The organism is Kosakonia pseudosacchari (assembly GCF_015167415.1).
GTDB classification, from domain to species: Bacteria; Pseudomonadota; Gammaproteobacteria; order Enterobacterales; family Enterobacteriaceae; genus Kosakonia; species Kosakonia pseudosacchari.
Genome location: NZ_CP063425.1, coordinates 3,852,262 through 3,870,680, shown reverse-complemented (window position 1 = coordinate 3,870,680; position 18,419 = coordinate 3,852,262). Strand labels below are relative to the sequence as shown.

Here is an 18,419-nt window from a genome sequence, read left to right as displayed (position 1 = left end):
CAAAATCTGCCCTTCCGCAGTGCGCCGCGTTGAGTTGTTAGCGGTAATATGCCGCGAAAACTGCGGTTTTCGATCCTGGCATAGCCTTTGCTTTAACCTTCTCAGGTAGAAAAAATCACAACGCGCACCCGGCCAACGGCGGTCGGTTTAGCGTTAAGCGGACAACGGCGTCCATAAGCGTGCAGCTTTGCACGGGCTTATGGGCGCCGTTTTTTTTTTGCATCCCACAACGGTGAGCAGCGCGAGGATGGCATGAGTGAGAACAACACGAAAGGTATGACGGTTTCCCGCCGTCAGTTTTTACTGGGCAGCGCGGCGCTGGGCGGCAGCCTGCTGGTGCCGGGTGTCATCAACCGCGCCTGGGCTGCCGGTTCCGACGCACCGGAGCTTAAAGAGATCCGCGTGGGCTTTATTCCGCTCACCGATTGCGCCTCGGTGGTGATGGCGGCGGTGAAAGGTTTCGACAAAAAATATGGCATCACCATTTTGCCGAGCAAAGAGGCCAACTGGGCATCGGTGCGCGACAAATTGCTTTCTGGCGAGCTGAACGCCTCGCACATTCTCTATGGCCAGCTTTACGGTCTGCAGATGGGGCTTTCCGGGCCGCAAACCAATATGGCGGCGCTGATGACTCTCAACCAGAACGGGCAGGGGATCACGCTGGCAAACGCACTGCACGAGGCGGGCGTCACGGATTTACCCGCGCTGGCGAAACATCTCGCCGCCAACCCTGCGGGCACGTACACCTTTGCGCAAACCTTCCCGACCGGCACTCACGCCATGTGGCTCAACTACTGGCTGGCGAGCGCGGGTATTAACCCGCTCAACGACATCCGCAGCGTGGTGGTGCCGCCACCGCAAATGGTGATGAACATGAAAATTGGCAACATGGTCGGCTACTGCGTTGGCGAGCCCTGGAACCAGCGCGCTATCAGCGATGGCATCGGTTTTACCGCCGCGACCAGCCAGGATATCTGGCCGGATCATCCGGAAAAAGTGCTCGGTACGCGCGCCGATTGGGTGGAGAAAAACCCCAACAGCGCCCGCGCGCTGACCGCCGCGATTCTGGAGGCCTCGCGCTGGATCGACGCCTCGGACGACAACCGCCGTGAAACGGCAAAAGTGATCGCCGGACGCGCTTATCTCAACACCAAAGAAGAGACCATCGTTGGCCGCATGCTCGGCCAGTATGACAACGGCATTGGCAAAAGCTGGAAAGATCAGCACGCGATGCGCTTCTTCCACGATGGCTCGGTCAACTACCCGTGGCTCTCCGATGGCATGTGGTTTCTCACCCAGCACAAACGCTGGGGGCTGCTCGACAGCGATCCGGACTACCTCGCCATCGCCCGCCAGGTGAACCGCATTGATATCTACAAACAGGCCGCCGCCAGCGTGGGCAATGTTCCGCTGCCGGGTAGCGATATGCGCAGCAGCGTGTTGATGGATGGCGTTCGCTGGGACGGCAGTAACCCTGCCGCCTACGCCAACGGCTTTAGCGTAAAAAAATGAGAGGTCGCTAATGAAAAACCAGGCGCAAGTTATCCCTATTCCGCTCGACGAGGTGGCGAAAACCCCACAACAGGCAGAGATCGTGACGCTGCCCGCCAAAGTGCGCGTGCGTCGTCGCCCGTCGCTGTTACGCCCGCTGATGCAGCGCGTGGTGCCTGCGCTGCTCGGTATCGGTCTGCTGCTCTGCCTGTGGCAGGTGGCGGCGCTGAACAGCAAAAACTTTCCCACGCCGTGGCAAACATGGCTGGCGGCGCTGGAGATTTTCGCCGATCCCTTTTATGTCGCCGGGCCTAACGATCAGGGCATTGGCTGGAACGTGCTGGCGTCATTAGAGCGCGTGGCGACCGGTTTTGGCCTCGCCGCCCTGGTCGGTATTCCCACCGGTTTTTTGATTGGCCGCTTTCGTTTTGTCGCCAACATGCTCAACCCGCTTATCTCCCTGCTGCGCCCGGTCAGCCCGCTCGCCTGGTTACCGATTGGTCTGCTGCTGTTCCAGCGCGCGGAACCGGCGTCAAGCTGGACGATTTTTATCTGCTCCATCTGGCCGATGATCCTCAACACCGCCGAAGGTGTGCGACAGATCCCGCAGGATTACCTGAATGTCGCGCGGGTTCTGAAACTTTCCGAGTTCGCCATCATGCGCAAAATCCTGCTGCCCGCCGCACTCCCCGGCATTCTCACCGGTATGCGGTTATCGATTGGCATTGCCTGGCTGGTGATTGTGGCCGCAGAAATGCTGACCGGCGGTATCGGCATCGGTTTCTGGATCTGGAACGAGTGGAACAACCTGAATGTGGAACACATCATCATCGCCATTGTGGTGATTGGCGTGGTCGGCCTGTTGCTGGAGCAGGCGCTGATGTGGATTGCTAACCGTTTTAACTACACCAACCGCTAGGGGGCTCTGATGCGTACCAATCCGATTATCCAGGTTCAGCAGGTGAGCCAGCGTTTTAACACCAGCAGCGGTGAGTTTCTGGCGCTTGACAACGTCAGCTTCGATATTCACCCCGGCGAAACCCTCAGCCTGATTGGTCACTCCGGCTGCGGCAAATCCACGCTGCTGAATTTGATTGCCGGGCTGACGCTGCCCACCAGCGGCGGCCTGCTGTGCAACAACCGCGAAATCGACGGCCCGGGGCCGGAGCGCGGCGTGGTGTTTCAGAACCATTCGCTGCTGCCGTGGCTGACGGCGTATGACAACGTAGGTCTCGCGGTGCGCCAGGTGTTTCGCGGCGAGATGAGCAAAGCGGAGATGCATGAATGGATCATGCACAACCTCGATCTGGTGCATATGTCCCACGCGTGGAATAAGCGCCCGCACGAGATCTCCGGCGGTATGAAGCAGCGTGTCGGCATCGCCCGCGCACTGGCGATGAAACCGAGCGTACTGCTGATGGACGAGCCTTTCGGCGCGCTCGACGCCTTAACCCGCGCCCATTTACAGGATGCGGTGATGGAGATCCAACAGCGTCTGCACACCACCATTGTGCTGATCACCCACGACGTGGATGAAGCGGTGCTGCTCTCTGACCGCGTGTTGATGATGACCAACGGCCCGGCGGCAAGCATTGGCGAAATGATGGCGGTGGAGCTGGAGCGCCCGCGCTCGCGCGTTTCACTCGCCGACGACGCGCAGTATCAGCGCTATCGCCAGCAAGTGCTGCATTTCCTGTATGAGAAACAGCCCAAAGCGGCCTGACCTCTCTTTCTCTTTTGCCTTTAAGGATTCAGGTTATGAAAAAGCCCGTTTTAGCGGTGATCGGCCACGGCATGGTGAGCCACTACTTTTTGCAACAGCTTGTGGAGCGCGAACTGCACCAGCATTACGACATTGTGGTGTTTGGCGAAGAACGGCTACCCGCTTATGACCGCGTGCATCTTTCGGAATATTTCGCCGGGCGCAGCGCCGAGTCATTGTCGCTGGTAAGCGATGGCTTCTTTGCCGACAACGGCATTACGCTGCACTGCGCGAGCAAAATTGTCGCCATCGACAGCCAGCAACGCTACGTGCGCGATGCGCAAGGCGTGGAAACCCATTACGACACGCTGGTGCTCGCTACCGGCTCGTATGCTTTTGTGCCGCCGATCAGCGGCAATACGCGCCCCGGTTGCCTGGTCTATCGCACGCTCGACGATCTGGACGCCATTGCCGCGCAGGCGAAGAACGCGAAACGCGGCGTGGTGATTGGTGGCGGTTTGCTGGGGCTTGAGGCCGCCAACGCTCTGCGTCAGTTGGGGCTGGAAACCCACGTCGTCGAGTTTGCGCCGCGTTTGATGGCGGTGCAGCTCGACGAAGGCGGCGCCATGATGCTGCAACGCAAAATCGAAGCGCTGGGCGTGCAGGTACATACGCGCAAAGAGACGCGGGAAATCATTGACGGCGAGCAGGCGCGCCACCGCCTCTGCTTTGCCGACGGCAGTTTTCTGGAAACCGATCTGCTGCTGTTTTCGGCGGGTATTCGCCCGCGCGATGAACTGGCGGAAAGCGCCGGGCTGCAAAAAGGGCCGCGCGGCGGCATTGTGATTGATGATCATTGCCAGACCTCCGACGAGGCCATTTACGCCATCGGCGAGTGCGCCTTGTGGAACGGGCAGATTTTTGGCCTTGTCGCGCCCGGTTACCAGATGGCGCGTAGCGTGGCGGATAAACTTGCCGCCCGCGACACGCCGTTTACCGGTGCGGATATGAGCACCAAACTGAAATTGCTTGGCGTTGAGGTCGCTTCTATTGGCGACGCGCACGGCAAAACCGCTGGCAGCCAGAGTTACCAGTGGACCGATGGCCCGCGCGAAATCTACAAGAAAATCGTTGTCTCCGCTGATGGCAAACGGCTGCTCGGCGCAGTGCTGATTGGTGATAGCGCCGATTACAGCCTGCTGCTGCAAATGATGCTTAACGACATGCCGCTGCCTGCTCAGCCGCAAACGCTGATCCTGCCTGCGCTTTTCGGCGACGCGCCAAAAGGGCTGGGCGTGGCGGCGCTCGCTGCCAGCGCGCAAATCTGCTCCTGTCATAACGTCAGCAAGGGCGATATCGCGGCGGCCGTGGCGGGTGGTTGCAGCGAGCTTGGAGCACTGAAAAGCTGCACCAAAGCGGGCACTGGTTGCGGTGGTTGCGTACCGCTGCTGAAACAGGTGATGGAGCACGAGCTGCAACAGCTTGGTGTGGAGGTGAAAAAAGATATCTGCGAGCATTTTGCCTGGTCGCGTCAGGAGCTGTATCACCTGATCCGCCTGCACGATATCCGCACGTTTGACGCGCTGATTGCGCAGTTTGGTCAGGGGCACGGCTGCGAAGTGTGCAAACCGCTGGTCGGGTCCATGCTCGCTTCGTGCTGGAATGATTACCTGCTTAAACCGCAGCACCTGCCATTGCAGGACACCAACGATCGCTTCTTCGCCAACATACAAAAAGATGGCACCTACTCGGTGGTGCCGCGCATCCCGGCGGGCGAAATCACCCCGCAGGGGCTTATCGCCATCGGCGAAGTGGCGCAGCGCTATAACCTCTACTCCAAAATCACCGGCGGGCAGCGGGTGGATCTGTTTGGTGCGCGGCTTGAGCAGTTGCCCGCCATTTGGGAGGAGCTTATCGCCGCCGGGTTTGAAACCGGCCACGCTTACGGCAAATCCCTGCGCACGGTGAAATCCTGTGTCGGTTCCACCTGGTGCCGCTATGGCGTGCAGGACTCCACCGGCATGGCTATCGCGCTGGAGAACCGTTACAAGGGGCTGCGCTCGCCGCACAAAATCAAGATGGCGGTCTCCGGCTGTACCCGTGAATGCGCCGAAGCGCAGGGCAAAGACATTGGCGTGATTGCCACCGATAAAGGCTGGAACCTGTATGTCTGCGGCAACGGCGGCATGAAGCCACGTCACGCGGATCTGTTTGCCAGCGATCTCGACAGCGAAACGCTGATCCGCACCATCGACCGGGTGTTGATGTTCTATATCCGCACCGCCGACCGGCTACAGCGCACCAGCACCTGGCTGGACAACATGGAAGGCGGCCTGGACTACCTCAAACAGGTGGTACTGGAAGACAGCCTCAACATTGGCGCGGAACTGGAGCGCGACATGCAGCAGGTGGTCGACAGCTATCAGTGCGAGTGGAAAACCACCCTTGATAACCCGCAAAACCGCCTGCTGTTCCGGGGCTTCCTCAATAGCGATCAACCCGATGAAGCGGTGGTGATGGTGCCGGAGCGTGGGCAGATCCGCCCGGCCACCGCGCAGGAAAAACCACCGGTGCAGAACCACTCGCATTCGGGGGATGGCGAGTGGCAGCAGATTGCCGCACTGGCCGATATTCCGGTTAACGCCGGGATGGCTGCGCGTCTTGGTCAGCAGCAGATTGCCCTGTTTCACCTGGCTGGCAGTGAGCCGCAGGTTTTCGCACTCGAAAACCACGAGCCGGGGAGCCAGGCGAATGTGCTGGCGCGCGGGCTGGTGGGCGATGCGGGCGGCGAACCGATGGTTATCTCGCCGCTGTATAAAAAACGCTTTCGTCTGCGCGACGGGCAGAGCCTGGACGATGCCGGGCTGCGTCTGCGCGTCTGGCCGGTGAAAGTCCTGCACGGGCAAATCTGGGTGCAGCGTGCGCCCGCCGCGCAGAACACCTTCCCGGCCATTGCCGAAGCGTCTTAAACAAACCCGGGGGCGAAATGGAGCAGATCAAAAGCGTGTGCCCCTACTGCGGGGTGGGCTGCGGGCTGGTGATGCAGGTGGAAAACCAGCGCATCATCAGTGTGGAGGGCGATAAAAGCCATCCGACCAACCAGGGGCGGCTGTGTACCAAAGGTAAAAGCTGCGCGGAGGCGATAACGGCGACGGACCGTCTGGAGAGTGCCTGGCTGCGCACATCGCGTCAGCATGAGCCGGTGCGTACGGCGATGGATGACGCCATCCGCGAAACGGCGCGGCGACTACGTGGCATTATCGATAAGCATGGCCCGGATGCGCTGGCGCTGTATGTTTCCGGCCAGATGTCGTTAGAAGCGCAATATCTGGCGAACAAGCTGGCGAAAGGGTTTATTGGCACCAACAACATCGAGTCCAACTCGCGTCTGTGCATGGCCAGCGCCGCCAGTGGTTACAAACTCTCGCTCGGCGCGGACGGGCCGCCGGGCTCTTATGACGACTTTGACCACGCCGACCTGTTTTTGGTGACTGGCGCCAACATGGCCGACTGCCACCCGATCCTGTTCCTGCGCATGATGGAGCGCGTCAATGCCGGGGCGAAACTGATTGTCGTTGATCCCCGGCGCACCGCCACGGCGGAGAAAGCCTCGCTCTTTTTGCAGATCAAACCCGGCACCGATCTCGCCTTACTGAACGGTTTGCTGGCATTGTTGGTGCAAAACGGTCAACTGGATAACGATTTTATTGCCCAACACACCGACGGCTGGCAAACGATGCCGGATTTCCTGCTGGACTATACGCCACAGCAGGTAGCGGAGCGCACCGGGCTGCGTGAAGCCGATATTCGCCAGGCGGCGCAGTGGATTGGCGAGTCAGGCAACTGGATGAGCTGCTGGACGATGGGGCTAAACCAGAGTACGCACGGCACCTGGAGCACCAACGCGTTATGTAATTTGCACCTGGCGACTGGCGCGATTTGCCGTCCCGGCAGCGGGCCGTTTTCGCTTACCGGCCAGCCAAACGCGATGGGCGGGCGGGAAATGGGCTACATGGGCGGCGGGTTGCCGGGCCAGCGATCGGTGCTGGCGGCAGAAGACCGCGCTTTCGTCGAACACCTGTGGCAACGCCCGCCAGGTACGCTGCGCGACGAGGTCGGCGGCGGTACGGTCGCGCTGTTTGAGGCGATGAGCGCGGGCGAGATCAAAGCCTGCTGGATAATCTGCACCAACCCGGTCGCTACTGTGCCAAATCGCAAAAAAGTGATTGCCGGCCTGGAACGCGCCGAACTGGTGATTGCGCAGGATGCGTTTCTGGATACCGAAACCAACCGTTATGCCGATATCCTGCTGCCGGGCGCGTTGTGGGCGGAAGCTGAAGGGGTGATGGTCAACTCCGAGCGCACCATGACACTGATGCAGCAGGCCGTCTCCCCGCCGGGCGATGCGCTTGCCGACTGGCAAATTATCGCCAGAGTGGCGTGCGAAATGGGATATGCAGACGGTTTTTGCTACGCCAGCGCCGCTGAGGTGTTTGATGAAATCCGCGCCGCTTACAACCCGGCAACCGGCTACGACATTCGCGGTGCGAGCTACGCGCGGCTGCGCCAGACGCCGTTGCAGTGGCCCTGTGCGCCGGATGATGATCAAACGCGTCACCCCATTCGCTATTTGCAGGATAACGGGCGCGTGCGTTTTGCCACTGCCAGCGGCAGGGGGCAATTTTTTGCCCGCCCGGATCTCGCGCCTGCCGAAATGCCGGATGACGACTACCCGCTGGTGCTCAACACCGGGCGCGTGCAGCACCAGTGGCACACGCTCACCAAGACCGGCAAAATCCCGCTGCTCAATACGCTCAACCCCGGCCCGTTTATCGAAATCTCCCCTGTGGACGCACAACGCCTGGCGATAAGCGAGGGGGACTGGGTGGATATCCGCTCGCGGCGCGGTATGGCGCGGCTGCCTGCGGTGGTGACTGACCGTGTACGGCCCGGCAACAGTTTTGCGCCCTTTCACTGGAACGATCGGTTTGGCGACAATCTGGCGATTAACGCCCTGACCAGCGATGCGCTGGATCCGGTTTCGCTGCAACCCGAGCTGAAACACTGCGCCATCGCGCTGGTGCGCAGCGAGCAGCAGCCCGCGCCCGCCGCGGCACCCGCAACGGATGAGGACTGCGGGTTAGTGCTGGTGCTGTGGGCCTCCACCACCGGCAATGCGCAGGCGTTTGCCCGCCGCTGCGCCGAACAGCTTCTGCATGCCGGGCTGACGGTAAAATTGCGCGCCATGGATAACGTTAGCATGAGCGATATTGCCGCCGCGCCGCGCGTGTTACTGCTCGCCAGCACCTTTGGCGATGGCGATCCGCCCGCGAATGGCGCGGCGTTGTGGGCGGGGTTGAGCGCCGAAAACGCGCCTGCGCTGAGCGGGACGGCATTTTCGGTGCTGGCATTTGGCGATGCCAGTTACGCGCAGTTTTGCGGTTTTGGCCGCAACCTGGATGCCCGGCTGGCCGCACTGGGCGCACAGCGGCTGCTGGCGTGCCAGACGTGCGACGCGGGGGATATTGACGCGGCGCAGCAGTGGCTGACGGCGATCCACACTGACATTCTGCGCCTCGGCGCGCCGTCGCAACGCGCGGCGCAACTCATGGCAAAACCTGGTTTCAGCCGCCACGCTCCTGTTAGCGTGCCGCTGGTCACCAACCAACTGCTGAGCGCGCCGGGGGCGGAAAAAGAGATCCGTCAGTTCGCGTTTGATCTGCAGGGGAGCGGCCTGCACTACGAAGTGGGCGATGCGCTCGGCGTCTGGCCGCGCAACTGCCCGCAGCGGGTGGCGGAAATTCTCGATCTGCTGGCGCTGGACGGGCAACGCGTGGTGCAGGTGAGTGGCGTGGGCGAGATGACATTGCAGGCTGCGCTCTGCGACTGTTTCGACATTACGCGGATCACCCCGGAGATACTGCGCCTGGTGGCTGACCATGCGCAAAGCGAAACGCTGGATAATCTGCTCGCCAGTGAAAACAGTACCGAACTTACGCAGTGGCTGTGGGGGCGGCAGATCATCGATCTGTTGCAGAGCTTCCCGGTACATCTGGCGGCGGAACAGTGGCTCTCCGCGCTGCGCCGCTTGCAGCCACGGCTCTATTCCATCTCCTCCAGCCCGAAAGTCTCCCCGCAGCGCGTGGAACTGACAATCTCCACCGTGCGTTATGGCGACAGCAAGCAACGCGGCGGCGTCTGTTCGACCTTTCTGGCGGATCGCGCCGGGCTCGTGGCGATCTTTATTCAGCCCGCGCCGCATTTTCGCCTGCCAGCAGACCCGAACACGGCAGCGATCATGGTCGGTGCTGGCACCGGCATTGCGCCGTTTCGCGGTTTCCTGCAGGAGCGCGAGGCCACAGGGGCGAGAGGGGATAACTGGCTGTTCTTTGGCGAGCAACATGCGGCGACGGATTTTTATTACCGTGAGGAGCTGGAGGCCTGGCAGCGCGACGGCGTTTTGCAGCGTTTCACCTGCGCGTTTTCCCGCGATCAGGCGCAGAAAATCTACGTTCAGCACCGCATGCTGGAGCAGGGCGAAGAACTGTGGCGCTGGTTAGCCGCCGGGGCGCATTTTTATGTTTGCGGCGATGCGAGCCAGATGGCGAAAGATGTTGAAAACGCCTTAAAACAGGTGGCGCAAACTTTTGGCGGCATGAGCGCTGACGAGGCCAACGCCTGGCTGGCGGCAATGGCGCGGGAAAATCGCTATCAGCGCGATGTCTATTAAGCACTGTACAGTGTGATACAAAGCCAACACCCGGGCCGTGCGTAACCAGGATACACTCATTTTACCGTTACCCGCCGCCAGGGCTTTTTGGATGGAACATATTGACCATATTTTGGTTGTTGATGATGACCGGGAAATTCGCACGCTACTTGCTGATTACCTGACCCAATCCGGCCTGCGCGCAAGCGTTGCCGCCAATGGCAAACAGATGCGCCAGTTGCTCGAAACCACGCCAGTGGATTTGATTGTGCTGGATATCATGATGCCCGGCACGGACGGGCTGACGCTGTGCCGCGAGCTGCGCAGCAGTGCGCATAAAAACGTGCCGGTGCTGATGCTGACCGCGCGCAGCGAAGATACCGATCGCATTGTCGGTCTGGAGATGGGGGCGGATGACTACCTGGTCAAACCCTTTGTTGCCCGCGAACTGCTGGCGCGTATTAAAGCCATTTTGCGCCGTACGCGCATGTTGCCGCCGAACCTGCAAATCACCGAAGCAGGGCGCTGCCTGGCGTTTGGCGACTGGCAGCTTGACACCTCGGCGCGCCATCTGGTGGATGCGCAAGGTACAGTAGTGGCGCTGAGCGGCGCGGAGTATCGCCTGATGCGCGTATTTCTCGATCACCCTCAGCGCGTACTCAACCGCGACCAGCTTCTGAACCTTACTCAGGGGCGCGACGCGGAGCTTTTCGAACGATCTATTGATCTGCTGGTGAGCCGTCTGCGCCAGCGTCTGAACGACGACGCGCGTGAACCGGCTTATATCAAAACCGTGCGCAGCGAAGGCTATGTTTTCTCAATGCCGGTAGTGATTACAGAGGCGCGGGAATGAGGCTGTGGCCGCGCTCGCTGCTGTCACGTTTAGTGGTGATTGTGCTGGTGGGGTTGCTGCTGGCGAACGCGTTAACCCTTAGCCTGCTGCTGTATGAACGTATCAGTACCGCGCGTTCGGTGATGCTGGGCAATCTTGAATACGATGTGGCGACCAGCGTGGCGATCCTCGACCGCTTGCCCGCCAGTGAGCGCCCTGCGTGGCTGGCGCGTATCGATCGCGGTAACTATCGCTACTTGCTGAGCGCAGGCGAAGACGGGCGCTATCCCACCAGCTGGCGTTCGAAAGATACCGCGCGTTCGCTTGAACAGGCGCTGGGCAGCCAATATGCCCTGAAAATCAATGCCATCTCTGGCTCGCAGGAACATTTGCAGGCGCATTTGCGCCTGCATGATGGCGCGCCGCTGACCATTGATATCACCCCGCGTCCGACGCCCATCGCCCGTTGGCTGCCTGCGGTGCTGGCCGCACAACTGCTGCTGTTGCTTATCTGCTGCTGGCTGGCGGTACGTCTGGCGGTGAAGCCGCTGACCCGCTTTACCCGCGCGCTTGATGCGCTCACCCCGTCGCCCGAACCGCCGCCGGTGATGGAAGAGAGCGGCCCAACGGAGGTGCAGCACGCGGTGCGTGCTTTCAACGCGATGCAGGCACGTATTGCTCACCACCTGAGTTCGCGCGCGCAGATCCTCGCCGCGATTTCGCACGACCTGCAAACGCCGATCACCCGGATGCGGTTGCGCAGTGAAATGGCTGCCGATGAAGCGCTACGCGACAAACTGCTGGCGGATCTGGACGAAATGTCCCGGCTGGTGCGCGAAGGGATCGCTTATGCCCGCACGCAGGATGCGCCGCCGCTCGCACCGCAGCGGCTGGCGCTGCACCCGTTTATTGACAGCCTGGTGTGTGATTATGTCGACGTTGGCAAACCGGTGACGCTGCTGCGTTGCCCGCCGGATATCACGCTGCAAATTGATGTGCAGGCGCTGCGGCGCATATTAACCAATCTGCTGGATAACGCGCTGAAATTCGCCGGCAAAGCGGAGATCGATATTGTACTTACGCCAGATACGCAACTGGCGATCCATGTGCTTGATAACGGCCCTGGCATTCCTGACGAAGCGCTGGCAGCGGTGCTGGAGCCTTTCTACCGGCTGGAAACCTCGCGTAATCGCGGCACCGGCGGCACCGGTCTGGGGCTGGCGATTGCCCAGCAACTGGTGTCGCAACTCGGTGGGCAACTGCATCTGAGCAACCGCCCCGAAGGGGGGCTGGATGTCTGCGTGTTACTGCCGCGCTAAGTTTGTATCTCTGCGTATCTTTTCTCAGGCCTGCAACACCGGCTGACAAAACCCGCCATCACCGACACCGCCGCGATACACAGCGGCGGTGTAATGCGCCTGTTTCCTCAACGAATCAAGGAGCCTGTTATGGTGATCATTGCTTTTTTAGGCGGTTGTTTGACGCTGCTCAGCCCCTGTACGCTGCCGGTGATTCCGCTGCTGTTCGCAAGCTTTGGCCGGGATAAACGTCATCTTGCCGCACTGCTGGCGGGAATGGTGGCGATGTTTACGCTGGTGGCGCTGCTGGCGAGCGCCACGCAGCAGTGGATAATCCAGGCCAACGCCTGGGGGCGCTGGCTGGCGCTCGGTCTGCTGGCGGTGATGGCGTTGTCGCTGATTTCACCGCGCATTGCCAGCACAGTAATGCACTTTGCTGTGCGCGCCGGTGAGCGGCTTGATAACCGCAGTCGCCGTACGGGCGGCGTGCTTTCAGCACTGCTGGCGGGCTTATCCGTCGGGCTGCTGTGGGCACCGTGCGCCGGGCCGATCCTCGGCGCGGTATTGAGTACCACCATGCTAAACGGCGCAAACGGGCAGACGGCGCTGGTGCTGGCGGCCTACGGTAGCGGTGCGGCGGCGATGCTGGCGCTGCTCTGGCTGTGTGGCGATAGACTTTTTTCTCGTCTGCGTGCCAGCCTGCCCTTCAGCGAGCGACTGCGCCAGGGAGCGGGTGTCGCTATGCTGGGGGCGGTCGTGCTGATTGGCAGCGGGGCGAGCTCCGCGTTGCAGGGGGCGGGTACATGGACAACGCGGCTGGAACAACAGCTTCTGAGTTGGCGGGCGTTGCCGCAACCAGCCGTCATGCTGCAGCCGGTCAGCGAACCAGTGGTACGCAATACCATGCCGCCACTGGCGGGGGCGGTGAGCTGGCTTAACTCGGCGCCGCTCACCCCGCAGGCGCTGAAGGGCAAAGTGGTGCTGGTGGATTTCTGGACGTTCGACTGTATCAACTGCCAGCACACGTTACCGTACGTGAAAGCGTGGGCGGAAAAATACCGCGACCAGGGGCTGGTGGTGATTGGTGTTCACACCCCGGAATACCCGTTCGAGAAGAACATTCAGTCGCTGCAAAATGTGGTGCGAAAAGAGAATATCCGCTTCCCGGTGGCGGTGGATAATAACTACGCCATCTGGAATGCGTTTGGGAACCAGTACTGGCCCGCGCATTACTATTTTGATGCCAAAGGGCAACTGCGGCAGATGTACTTTGGTGAAGGGGAGTATCAACAGCAGGAGCAACTTATTCAGAAACTGCTGGCCGAAGCCCATTCATGAGGGAAAACGCGCCTTCGCTGAATCAGCCGAAGGCGCGCGCTGTTTAAGCCCTGGCAATATCGATAAGCGCCTGCGCAAAAAACGCGGGCGCTTCTTGCGGCAGGTTATGACCAATGCCGCCGGTGGCGGTACGGTGCTGGTAGCGGCCGCTGAACTTGCTGGCGTAGCTGGCGGGATCCGGGTGCGGCGCGCCGTTAGCGTCGCCCTCAAGCGTAATGGTCGGCACCGTAATCACCGGCGCCTTTGCCAGTTGCTGTTCCAGCGCGTCGAAACGGTGCTCACCGCTGACTATTCCCAGCCGCCAGCGATAGTTATGCAACGTAATGGCGACGTGGTCGGCGTTGTGCAATGCCTGCGCCGAGCGGGCAAATTCCGCGTCGCTAAAGCGCCACTGCGGCGAGGCGGTTCGCCAGATAAGTTTCGCAAACGCATCGGTATGTTCCCGATAGCCTGCTTCGCCGCGCTCGGTCGCAAAGTAGAATTGATACCACCAGGCGAGCTCCGCCGCAGGCGGCAGCGGTTTTTTATTCGCCTGCTGGCTGCCAATCAAATAACCGCTTACCGGGACCAGCCCTTTGCAGCGCTGCGGCCACAGTGCGGCAAGAATATTGGCGGTACGCGCGCCCCAGTCAAAACCGCCAATCACTGCCTGTTTAATGTCGAGCGCGTCGAGAAAGGCGATAGCATCGACGGCGAGTGCCGCCTGCTGGCCGTTGCGCGGTGTATCGGCAGATAAAAATGTGGTACTGCCATAGCCGCGCAACCAGGGTACCAGCACGCGAAACCCGGCGCGGGTAAGGCGCGGGATCACATCGGCAAAGCTGTAGATGTCATACGGCCAGCCGTGCAGAAGCAGCACCGGTTCGCCGTTTACCGGTCCGGTGTCGATATACCCGATATTCAGCACGCCTGCGTCAATCTGCTTAATGGGCGGTAGTGGCGTCAGGTTGCGCGGTGCGGCGGTGAGTGCGGCGGGCGGTGCGCTGGCGTGGGCGGGAAGGGCGTTTAGCCCCAGTTCCAGTGCGGCCAGGCTTGCGGCAGTAGCCTGCAACAGCAGGCGGCGTTGCGGGTTTTCAATCGATGACATAAGTGTCTCCTGCAAAAAGTGGGCGATGGCGTCCTGCGCCATCCACCCGCTATTGCAAGGGATCACTGTATCCCGATTGTGTGCGACTACGCGCCGTTCTGTATCAGCGTGTATAACAGCGGTGTTTGCGTATCGCGTTCGGGCTCTGCGACCAGGCGCTCCACCGGGAGCTTACACAGTAAGCCTGCCGTCAGGCCGATTAAGGATGTTGGCGGGTAATCCTGCCACTGTCCGGGCGTGTTCATGCGGGCGATTTTGTCGCCAGTGGCAAAAGGCTCTGAAAAGAAGAGCTTATGCACATGGGCGAATTGGTGCGTATCACAGTTCACCACCAGGCTCTGGCGTTCGCTGCGAATCACCATCAGCGGATCCTTTTTCACCGGCATGCCTTCGGTGTAGTTATGAATCACGTCAATACGGCGCAAATAGGGATTGCCGTCGTAAAGGGAAATGGCACGAAAATCCAGATAGCTGATGCCGCTGCTGAGTGTCACGAACTTAACGACCTGTTTGGGCGGCGTTGCCGTTTGTGCATCAGTGCTCCTGGGATGGCTGGCGCAGCCGGACATCAGCAGCAGCGCGGTGACAAGACACAGGGATTTTTTCATTTTTGCTTTCCTTGCAGATCCGGGCGCACCGCCAGTAAATCCTCATTGCTCACATGACCCTGAATTGAGCAGCGCAAAAAGGTTTTGCCTTCACTCACTTCCAGCATGGCGAGTTTTTCCACGCTATCTGCAGCCGGGGCAATACCGCTGACGGCAGTTTTGTTGACTCGCCATGTTGTCTCGCCGGCGCGTTTGATCAGCGGATTGCCGTAATACCCGTCAGTGACTTTTTGCCAGTGAACGTCAGGCAACGCCGCTATCACCGCAGAGAGGGGCTCTTCGATAATCCACCCCCAGAAGTAATAATCGCCCAATTTACCCAGTGACTCTTGAGACCTGTCAAAGCCAGAAATGGTGAGCTGATTGATGCGCAGCGGCTTGCTAAACCAGACGATACCGGAGTCGTCTTTCGGCTCGGCAAACCAGGCGTGATGTTGCTTATCTGTCACCAGTGGCGCGGTGTGCGCCAGTGTGGCTCGCTGTTTGTAGAGTTCACTGAAAAAAGTGCTATCGCAACGCAGCAGACTTTCTGTCAGCGTTTGCGCTTTTGCGGCTCCGGTCATCGTCAGCGTGAGCAGCGCCAGGGGGAGAAAAAAAGATTTCATGGGTGTCCTTAAGGTCTGCGCCGTTTGTTATGACGGCTCCATCTCGTCATCGTCAGCAGAAGGGGGTAAACAGGTATCGGCATATGAGGTCTGACCTTTACATAAAAACGCGGCGGGCGTGGTTTTTTGCGATTCCATTAAGTTGTATTATTTATGCATCTTAACTATTGGTGACGTGTATGGCTGGCCCCCGGATCCTGCGAGAAAAACTGACTATCCGCAAAATGATTGCCCTTTATCAGCGCGCCTGCCCGGATGCTGTAAGCAGCGCGGCGCACTATGCGGATTTGTACGCTTATGCGGAAAAGCGGCTGGATAAATGCATGTTTGGCGAAGAGAAACCGGCCTGCAAACAGTGCCCGGTACACTGTTACCAGCCTGCGAAACGCGAAGAGATGAAACAAATTATGCGCTGGGCGGGGCCGCGCATGCTGTGGCGTCACCCGATACTGACGGTGCGCCATTTGCTTGATGATAAGCGCCCGGTACCGGAGCTGCCGGAGAAGTACCGGCGCAAATAGCGGGTGAGTAAGCAGGGAGTTTATTCGGTGAAGGCAAGGGAAGAAGGCTGTTTACGCGTTTGCCGGATGGGGTTGTGGGATTTTAATGATGTGAAATGAAATGCCCGACGTGCGAACGCCCGTCGGGTCTGCGGCTATAACGCCTCTTTATCAATACCTAATCGTTTCATTCTGGAGAGCAGCGTGGTGCGTTTGAGCCCCAGCCGCTGCGCCGCGCCTTTTGGCCCGGCGACTACGCCGTTGGTTTCCCGCAGCACGCGCACAATCAGGTGATACTCATCTTCCCCTTCGCGCGCCACTTCGGCGGGCGTTTCAGGCGCGAGGGACGGCACGGCGATTTCCGCCATTGAGAGTTGCAGCACGTTGCCGCGCGTGAGCAGCACCGCACGCTCGATCACGTTCTCCAGCTCACGCACATTCCCGGGCCACTCCATCGCACTCAGCACGCGCAAGGTTTCCGCCGGGATGCTGTCGATATTGCGCCCCATTTTGCGCGCGATTTTAAAGGTGAAGGCTTTCACCAGCAGCGGAATGTCTTCCGGGCGCTCGCGCAGCGGCGGCAGGTGGATAGGAAAGACATTCAGGCGGTAGTAGAGATCGCTGCGAAATTCCCGATCGGCGACCATCTGTTTGAGATCCCGGTTGGTGGCGGCGATAAGCCTGACATCGGTCTGAATCAGTTTATTGCTGCCAAGACGCTCAAACTCCTGCTCCTGCAACACGCGCAGCAGCTTGGGTTGCAGCTCAAGCGGCATATCGCCCACTTCATCAAGAAACAGCGAGCTTTTATCCGCCAGTTCAAAACGCCCGATGCGCTGCGCGCTGGCACCGGTAAACGCGCCGCGCTCGTGACCAAACAGATCGCTTTCCAGCAGCCCGGCGGGCATCGCCGCGCAGTTCATCTTCACCATCCGGCGGCTGTTGCGGTCGCTAAGGTTATGAATAGCGCGCGCGATAAGCTCTTTGCCGGTGCCGGTTTCGCCCAGGATCAGCACCGTGCTGTTGCTCTGCGCCACCATCTCAACCTGCTTGAGCACGCGGAACATCGCATCGCTGCGCCCGATAATCTCGCCAAACTCGCTGTCGACATTATTAAGTTGTTCGGTAAGCGCGAGGTTCTCATCCACCAGTCGCTCTTTCAGACGGTGGATCTCCTGGTAGGCCAGCGCATTATCCACGGCAATGGCGATACGTTCGGCAATCTGGCGCAGCAGTTTCAGGTTCGCCGGGGTAAACACCTCTTTCTGGCACTGCGCCAGTTTCAGCACGCCCAGCAGATTTTTCCCCGACATCAGCGGCAGCAGGCACAGGGTCTGAATGTTGTTGCCCCAGGTTTCAAACAGCATCCGCTCGTAGGGCGCGAGTTTGTCACGCTCATGCAGATTAATCAGCAGCATCTCCTGGCTGTTAAATACCCGCTCGGTCAGCGTTCCCTGTTCGTCGACTTCCTGCGTTTCATGGGCGGGGTCGGCTTCATCCAGATAATGCGTCGAGTAGATGGTCAGTTTGCCCTTGCGGCTGCCGCGCAGCACCAGACTGATGGCGTCAATGCCGAAGTAGTAGTGGATCTCTTTCGCCACTTCGCTGACCAGTTCATCCATATGCAGCCGGGAGAGCACCGCATTGGTGATGGCCACCAGAATGCGAAAATCGTCGCGCTCCTGGCACAAGAGTTCGTAGTCTGGCGTGGGGTGCTCGCGGCTTTGCAACTGCTCGGCGACAACGGCGACGATTTGCGTCAGCGTATGCAGGCGCTCGGTCTCTTTGTCACTCCATGGCCTGTCGCTGGTGCGAAAAAATTCGCAGCCGCCAAATATCTGCCCTTCAGCAGCGAGCGGCAGCAAGCTGTAATGCGCGAATGCCGGGTAGATCCGGCTTTCGGCAATGGCGGGCCAGGTCTCGCTAAAGAGTTGCGCGGTGCAGCGCAGCGCCTGCGGGTGAGAGAGGATATGCCGCACCGGGCCGCCTGCCAGCAGCGCCTGGTCGTTATATCGGGCACTGTTGTCGGGACCTTGCACGGCGTAACGGCTGGCGAGGTGGCTGTCGGCATGCCACAGCACAATCGCGGCGTTATCGGCGAGACCCGCCTGGCGGGTCAACCGGGTTAACGTTTCACAAAGCGCGGCCATATCGGGTTGCTGTAATAACATCCGTGTTATATCAAACAATCCTTGTTGCCCGAGATCGCTCATCGGTGTATACGACATTTTGCTTTTCCAGGAACACAC

Annotated in this window: 13 protein-coding genes; 9 read left to right on the top strand and 4 right to left on the bottom strand. The window is 59.9% G+C overall.

All coding sequences use genetic code 11. From position 1 onward, the window contains the following. The first annotated feature begins 252 nt into the window (after positions 1-252). The 8 genes from IP581_RS18275 (at position 253) to IP581_RS18240 (ending at position 13,370) form a co-directional block, all read left to right on the top strand. Entirely contained in the window at positions 253-1,512 is a 1,260-nt protein-coding gene (locus IP581_RS18275) for a CmpA/NrtA family ABC transporter substrate-binding protein (protein ID WP_193821066.1), read from the top strand. A gap of 10 nt (positions 1,513-1,522) precedes the next feature. Continuing rightward, complete coding sequence (gene ntrB, locus IP581_RS18270; protein ID WP_086873654.1) at positions 1,523-2,410, top strand: nitrate ABC transporter permease; 888 nt, start codon at positions 1,523-1,525, stop codon at positions 2,408-2,410. A 9-nt stretch (positions 2,411-2,419) separates the two neighbouring features. Beyond that, positions 2,420-3,214 (top strand): ABC transporter ATP-binding protein, encoded by a 795-nt coding sequence (locus IP581_RS18265; protein WP_065370199.1) that lies wholly within the window; start codon positions 2,420-2,422, stop codon positions 3,212-3,214. A gap of 35 nt (positions 3,215-3,249) precedes the next feature. Beyond that, positions 3,250-6,162 carry a nitrite reductase large subunit NirB gene (gene nirB / locus IP581_RS18260; RefSeq protein WP_193821065.1) on the top strand — a complete coding sequence of 971 codons (2,913 nt, stop codon included), beginning with the start codon at positions 3,250-3,252 and terminating at the stop codon, positions 6,160-6,162. 17 nt (positions 6,163-6,179) lie between these two features. Then, positions 6,180-9,923 carry a bifunctional nitrate reductase/sulfite reductase flavoprotein subunit alpha gene (locus IP581_RS18255; RefSeq protein WP_193821064.1) on the top strand — a complete coding sequence of 1,248 codons (3,744 nt, stop codon included), beginning with the start codon at positions 6,180-6,182 and terminating at the stop codon, positions 9,921-9,923. A gap of 91 nt (positions 9,924-10,014) precedes the next feature. Then, a complete protein-coding gene (locus IP581_RS18250) occupies positions 10,015-10,755 on the top strand; it encodes a response regulator (protein ID WP_193821063.1) in 741 nt (246 codons plus the stop codon). Beyond that, on the top strand, positions 10,752-12,053 hold the full coding sequence (locus IP581_RS18245) for an ATP-binding protein (protein WP_193821062.1): 1,302 nt from the start codon (positions 10,752-10,754) through the stop codon (positions 12,051-12,053). Before IP581_RS18250 ends, IP581_RS18245 begins: the two co-directional genes overlap by 4 nt. A gap of 129 nt (positions 12,054-12,182) precedes the next feature. After that, a complete protein-coding gene (locus tag IP581_RS18240) occupies positions 12,183-13,370 on the top strand; it encodes a cytochrome c biogenesis protein DipZ (RefSeq protein ID WP_193821061.1) in 1,188 nt (395 codons plus the stop codon). Between the two features lie 43 nt (positions 13,371-13,413). Here IP581_RS18240 and IP581_RS18235 read toward each other — a convergent pair whose 3' ends face one another. The 3 genes from IP581_RS18235 to IP581_RS18225 form a co-directional block, all read right to left on the bottom strand. Continuing rightward, positions 13,414-14,457, bottom strand: coding sequence for an alpha/beta fold hydrolase (locus IP581_RS18235; protein WP_193821060.1), 1,044 nt, complete (start codon positions 14,455-14,457; stop codon positions 13,414-13,416). 86 nt (positions 14,458-14,543) lie between these two features. Beyond that, complete coding sequence (locus tag IP581_RS18230; RefSeq protein WP_086873661.1) at positions 14,544-15,065, bottom strand: surface-adhesin E family protein; 522 nt, start codon at positions 15,063-15,065, stop codon at positions 14,544-14,546. Beyond that, positions 15,062-15,670: a hypothetical protein gene (locus IP581_RS18225; protein WP_097401514.1), complete on the bottom strand. Its 609-nt coding sequence runs from the start codon at positions 15,668-15,670 to the stop codon at positions 15,062-15,064. The genes IP581_RS18230 and IP581_RS18225 overlap by 4 nt, the downstream gene beginning before the upstream one ends. Positions 15,671-15,849: 179 nt before the next feature. On the opposite strand from IP581_RS18225, the gene IP581_RS18220 reads away from it, so the two are divergent. Then, positions 15,850-16,191: a nitrous oxide-stimulated promoter family protein gene (locus IP581_RS18220; RefSeq protein ID WP_193821059.1), complete on the top strand. Its 342-nt coding sequence runs from the start codon at positions 15,850-15,852 to the stop codon at positions 16,189-16,191. Between the two features lie 134 nt (positions 16,192-16,325). On the opposite strand, the gene flhA is transcribed toward IP581_RS18220, so the two are convergent. Beyond that, positions 16,326-18,398: a formate hydrogenlyase transcriptional activator FlhA gene (gene flhA, locus IP581_RS18215; RefSeq protein WP_193821058.1), complete on the bottom strand. Its 2,073-nt coding sequence runs from the start codon at positions 18,396-18,398 to the stop codon at positions 16,326-16,328. Between the last annotated feature and the right edge of the window lie 21 nt (positions 18,399-18,419).

Bases quoted from the DNA above. Each gene is read 5' to 3' on its own strand.
- IP581_RS18275 (WP_193821066.1), top strand. From the start codon at position 253: ATGAGTGAGAACAACACGAAAGGTATGACGGTTTCCCGCCGTCAGTTT.
- ntrB (WP_086873654.1), top strand. From the start codon at position 1,523: ATGAAAAACCAGGCGCAAGTTATCCCTATTCCGCTCGACGAGGTGGCG.
- IP581_RS18265 (WP_065370199.1), top strand. From the start codon at position 2,420: ATGCGTACCAATCCGATTATCCAGGTTCAGCAGGTGAGCCAGCGTTTT.
- nirB (WP_193821065.1), top strand. From the start codon at position 3,250: ATGAAAAAGCCCGTTTTAGCGGTGATCGGCCACGGCATGGTGAGCCAC.
- IP581_RS18255 (WP_193821064.1), top strand. From the start codon at position 6,180: ATGGAGCAGATCAAAAGCGTGTGCCCCTACTGCGGGGTGGGCTGCGGG.
- IP581_RS18250 (WP_193821063.1), top strand. From the start codon at position 10,015: ATGGAACATATTGACCATATTTTGGTTGTTGATGATGACCGGGAAATT.
- IP581_RS18245 (WP_193821062.1), top strand. From the start codon at position 10,752: ATGAGGCTGTGGCCGCGCTCGCTGCTGTCACGTTTAGTGGTGATTGTG.
- IP581_RS18240 (WP_193821061.1), top strand. From the start codon at position 12,183: ATGGTGATCATTGCTTTTTTAGGCGGTTGTTTGACGCTGCTCAGCCCC.
- IP581_RS18235 (WP_193821060.1), bottom strand. From the start codon at position 14,457: ATGTCATCGATTGAAAACCCGCAACGCCGCCTGCTGTTGCAGGCTACT.
- IP581_RS18230 (WP_086873661.1), bottom strand. From the start codon at position 15,065: ATGAAAAAATCCCTGTGTCTTGTCACCGCGCTGCTGCTGATGTCCGGC.
- IP581_RS18225 (WP_097401514.1), bottom strand. From the start codon at position 15,670: ATGAAATCTTTTTTTCTCCCCCTGGCGCTGCTCACGCTGACGATGACC.
- IP581_RS18220 (WP_193821059.1), top strand. From the start codon at position 15,850: ATGGCTGGCCCCCGGATCCTGCGAGAAAAACTGACTATCCGCAAAATG.
- flhA (WP_193821058.1), bottom strand. From the start codon at position 18,398: ATGTCGTATACACCGATGAGCGATCTCGGGCAACAAGGATTGTTTGAT.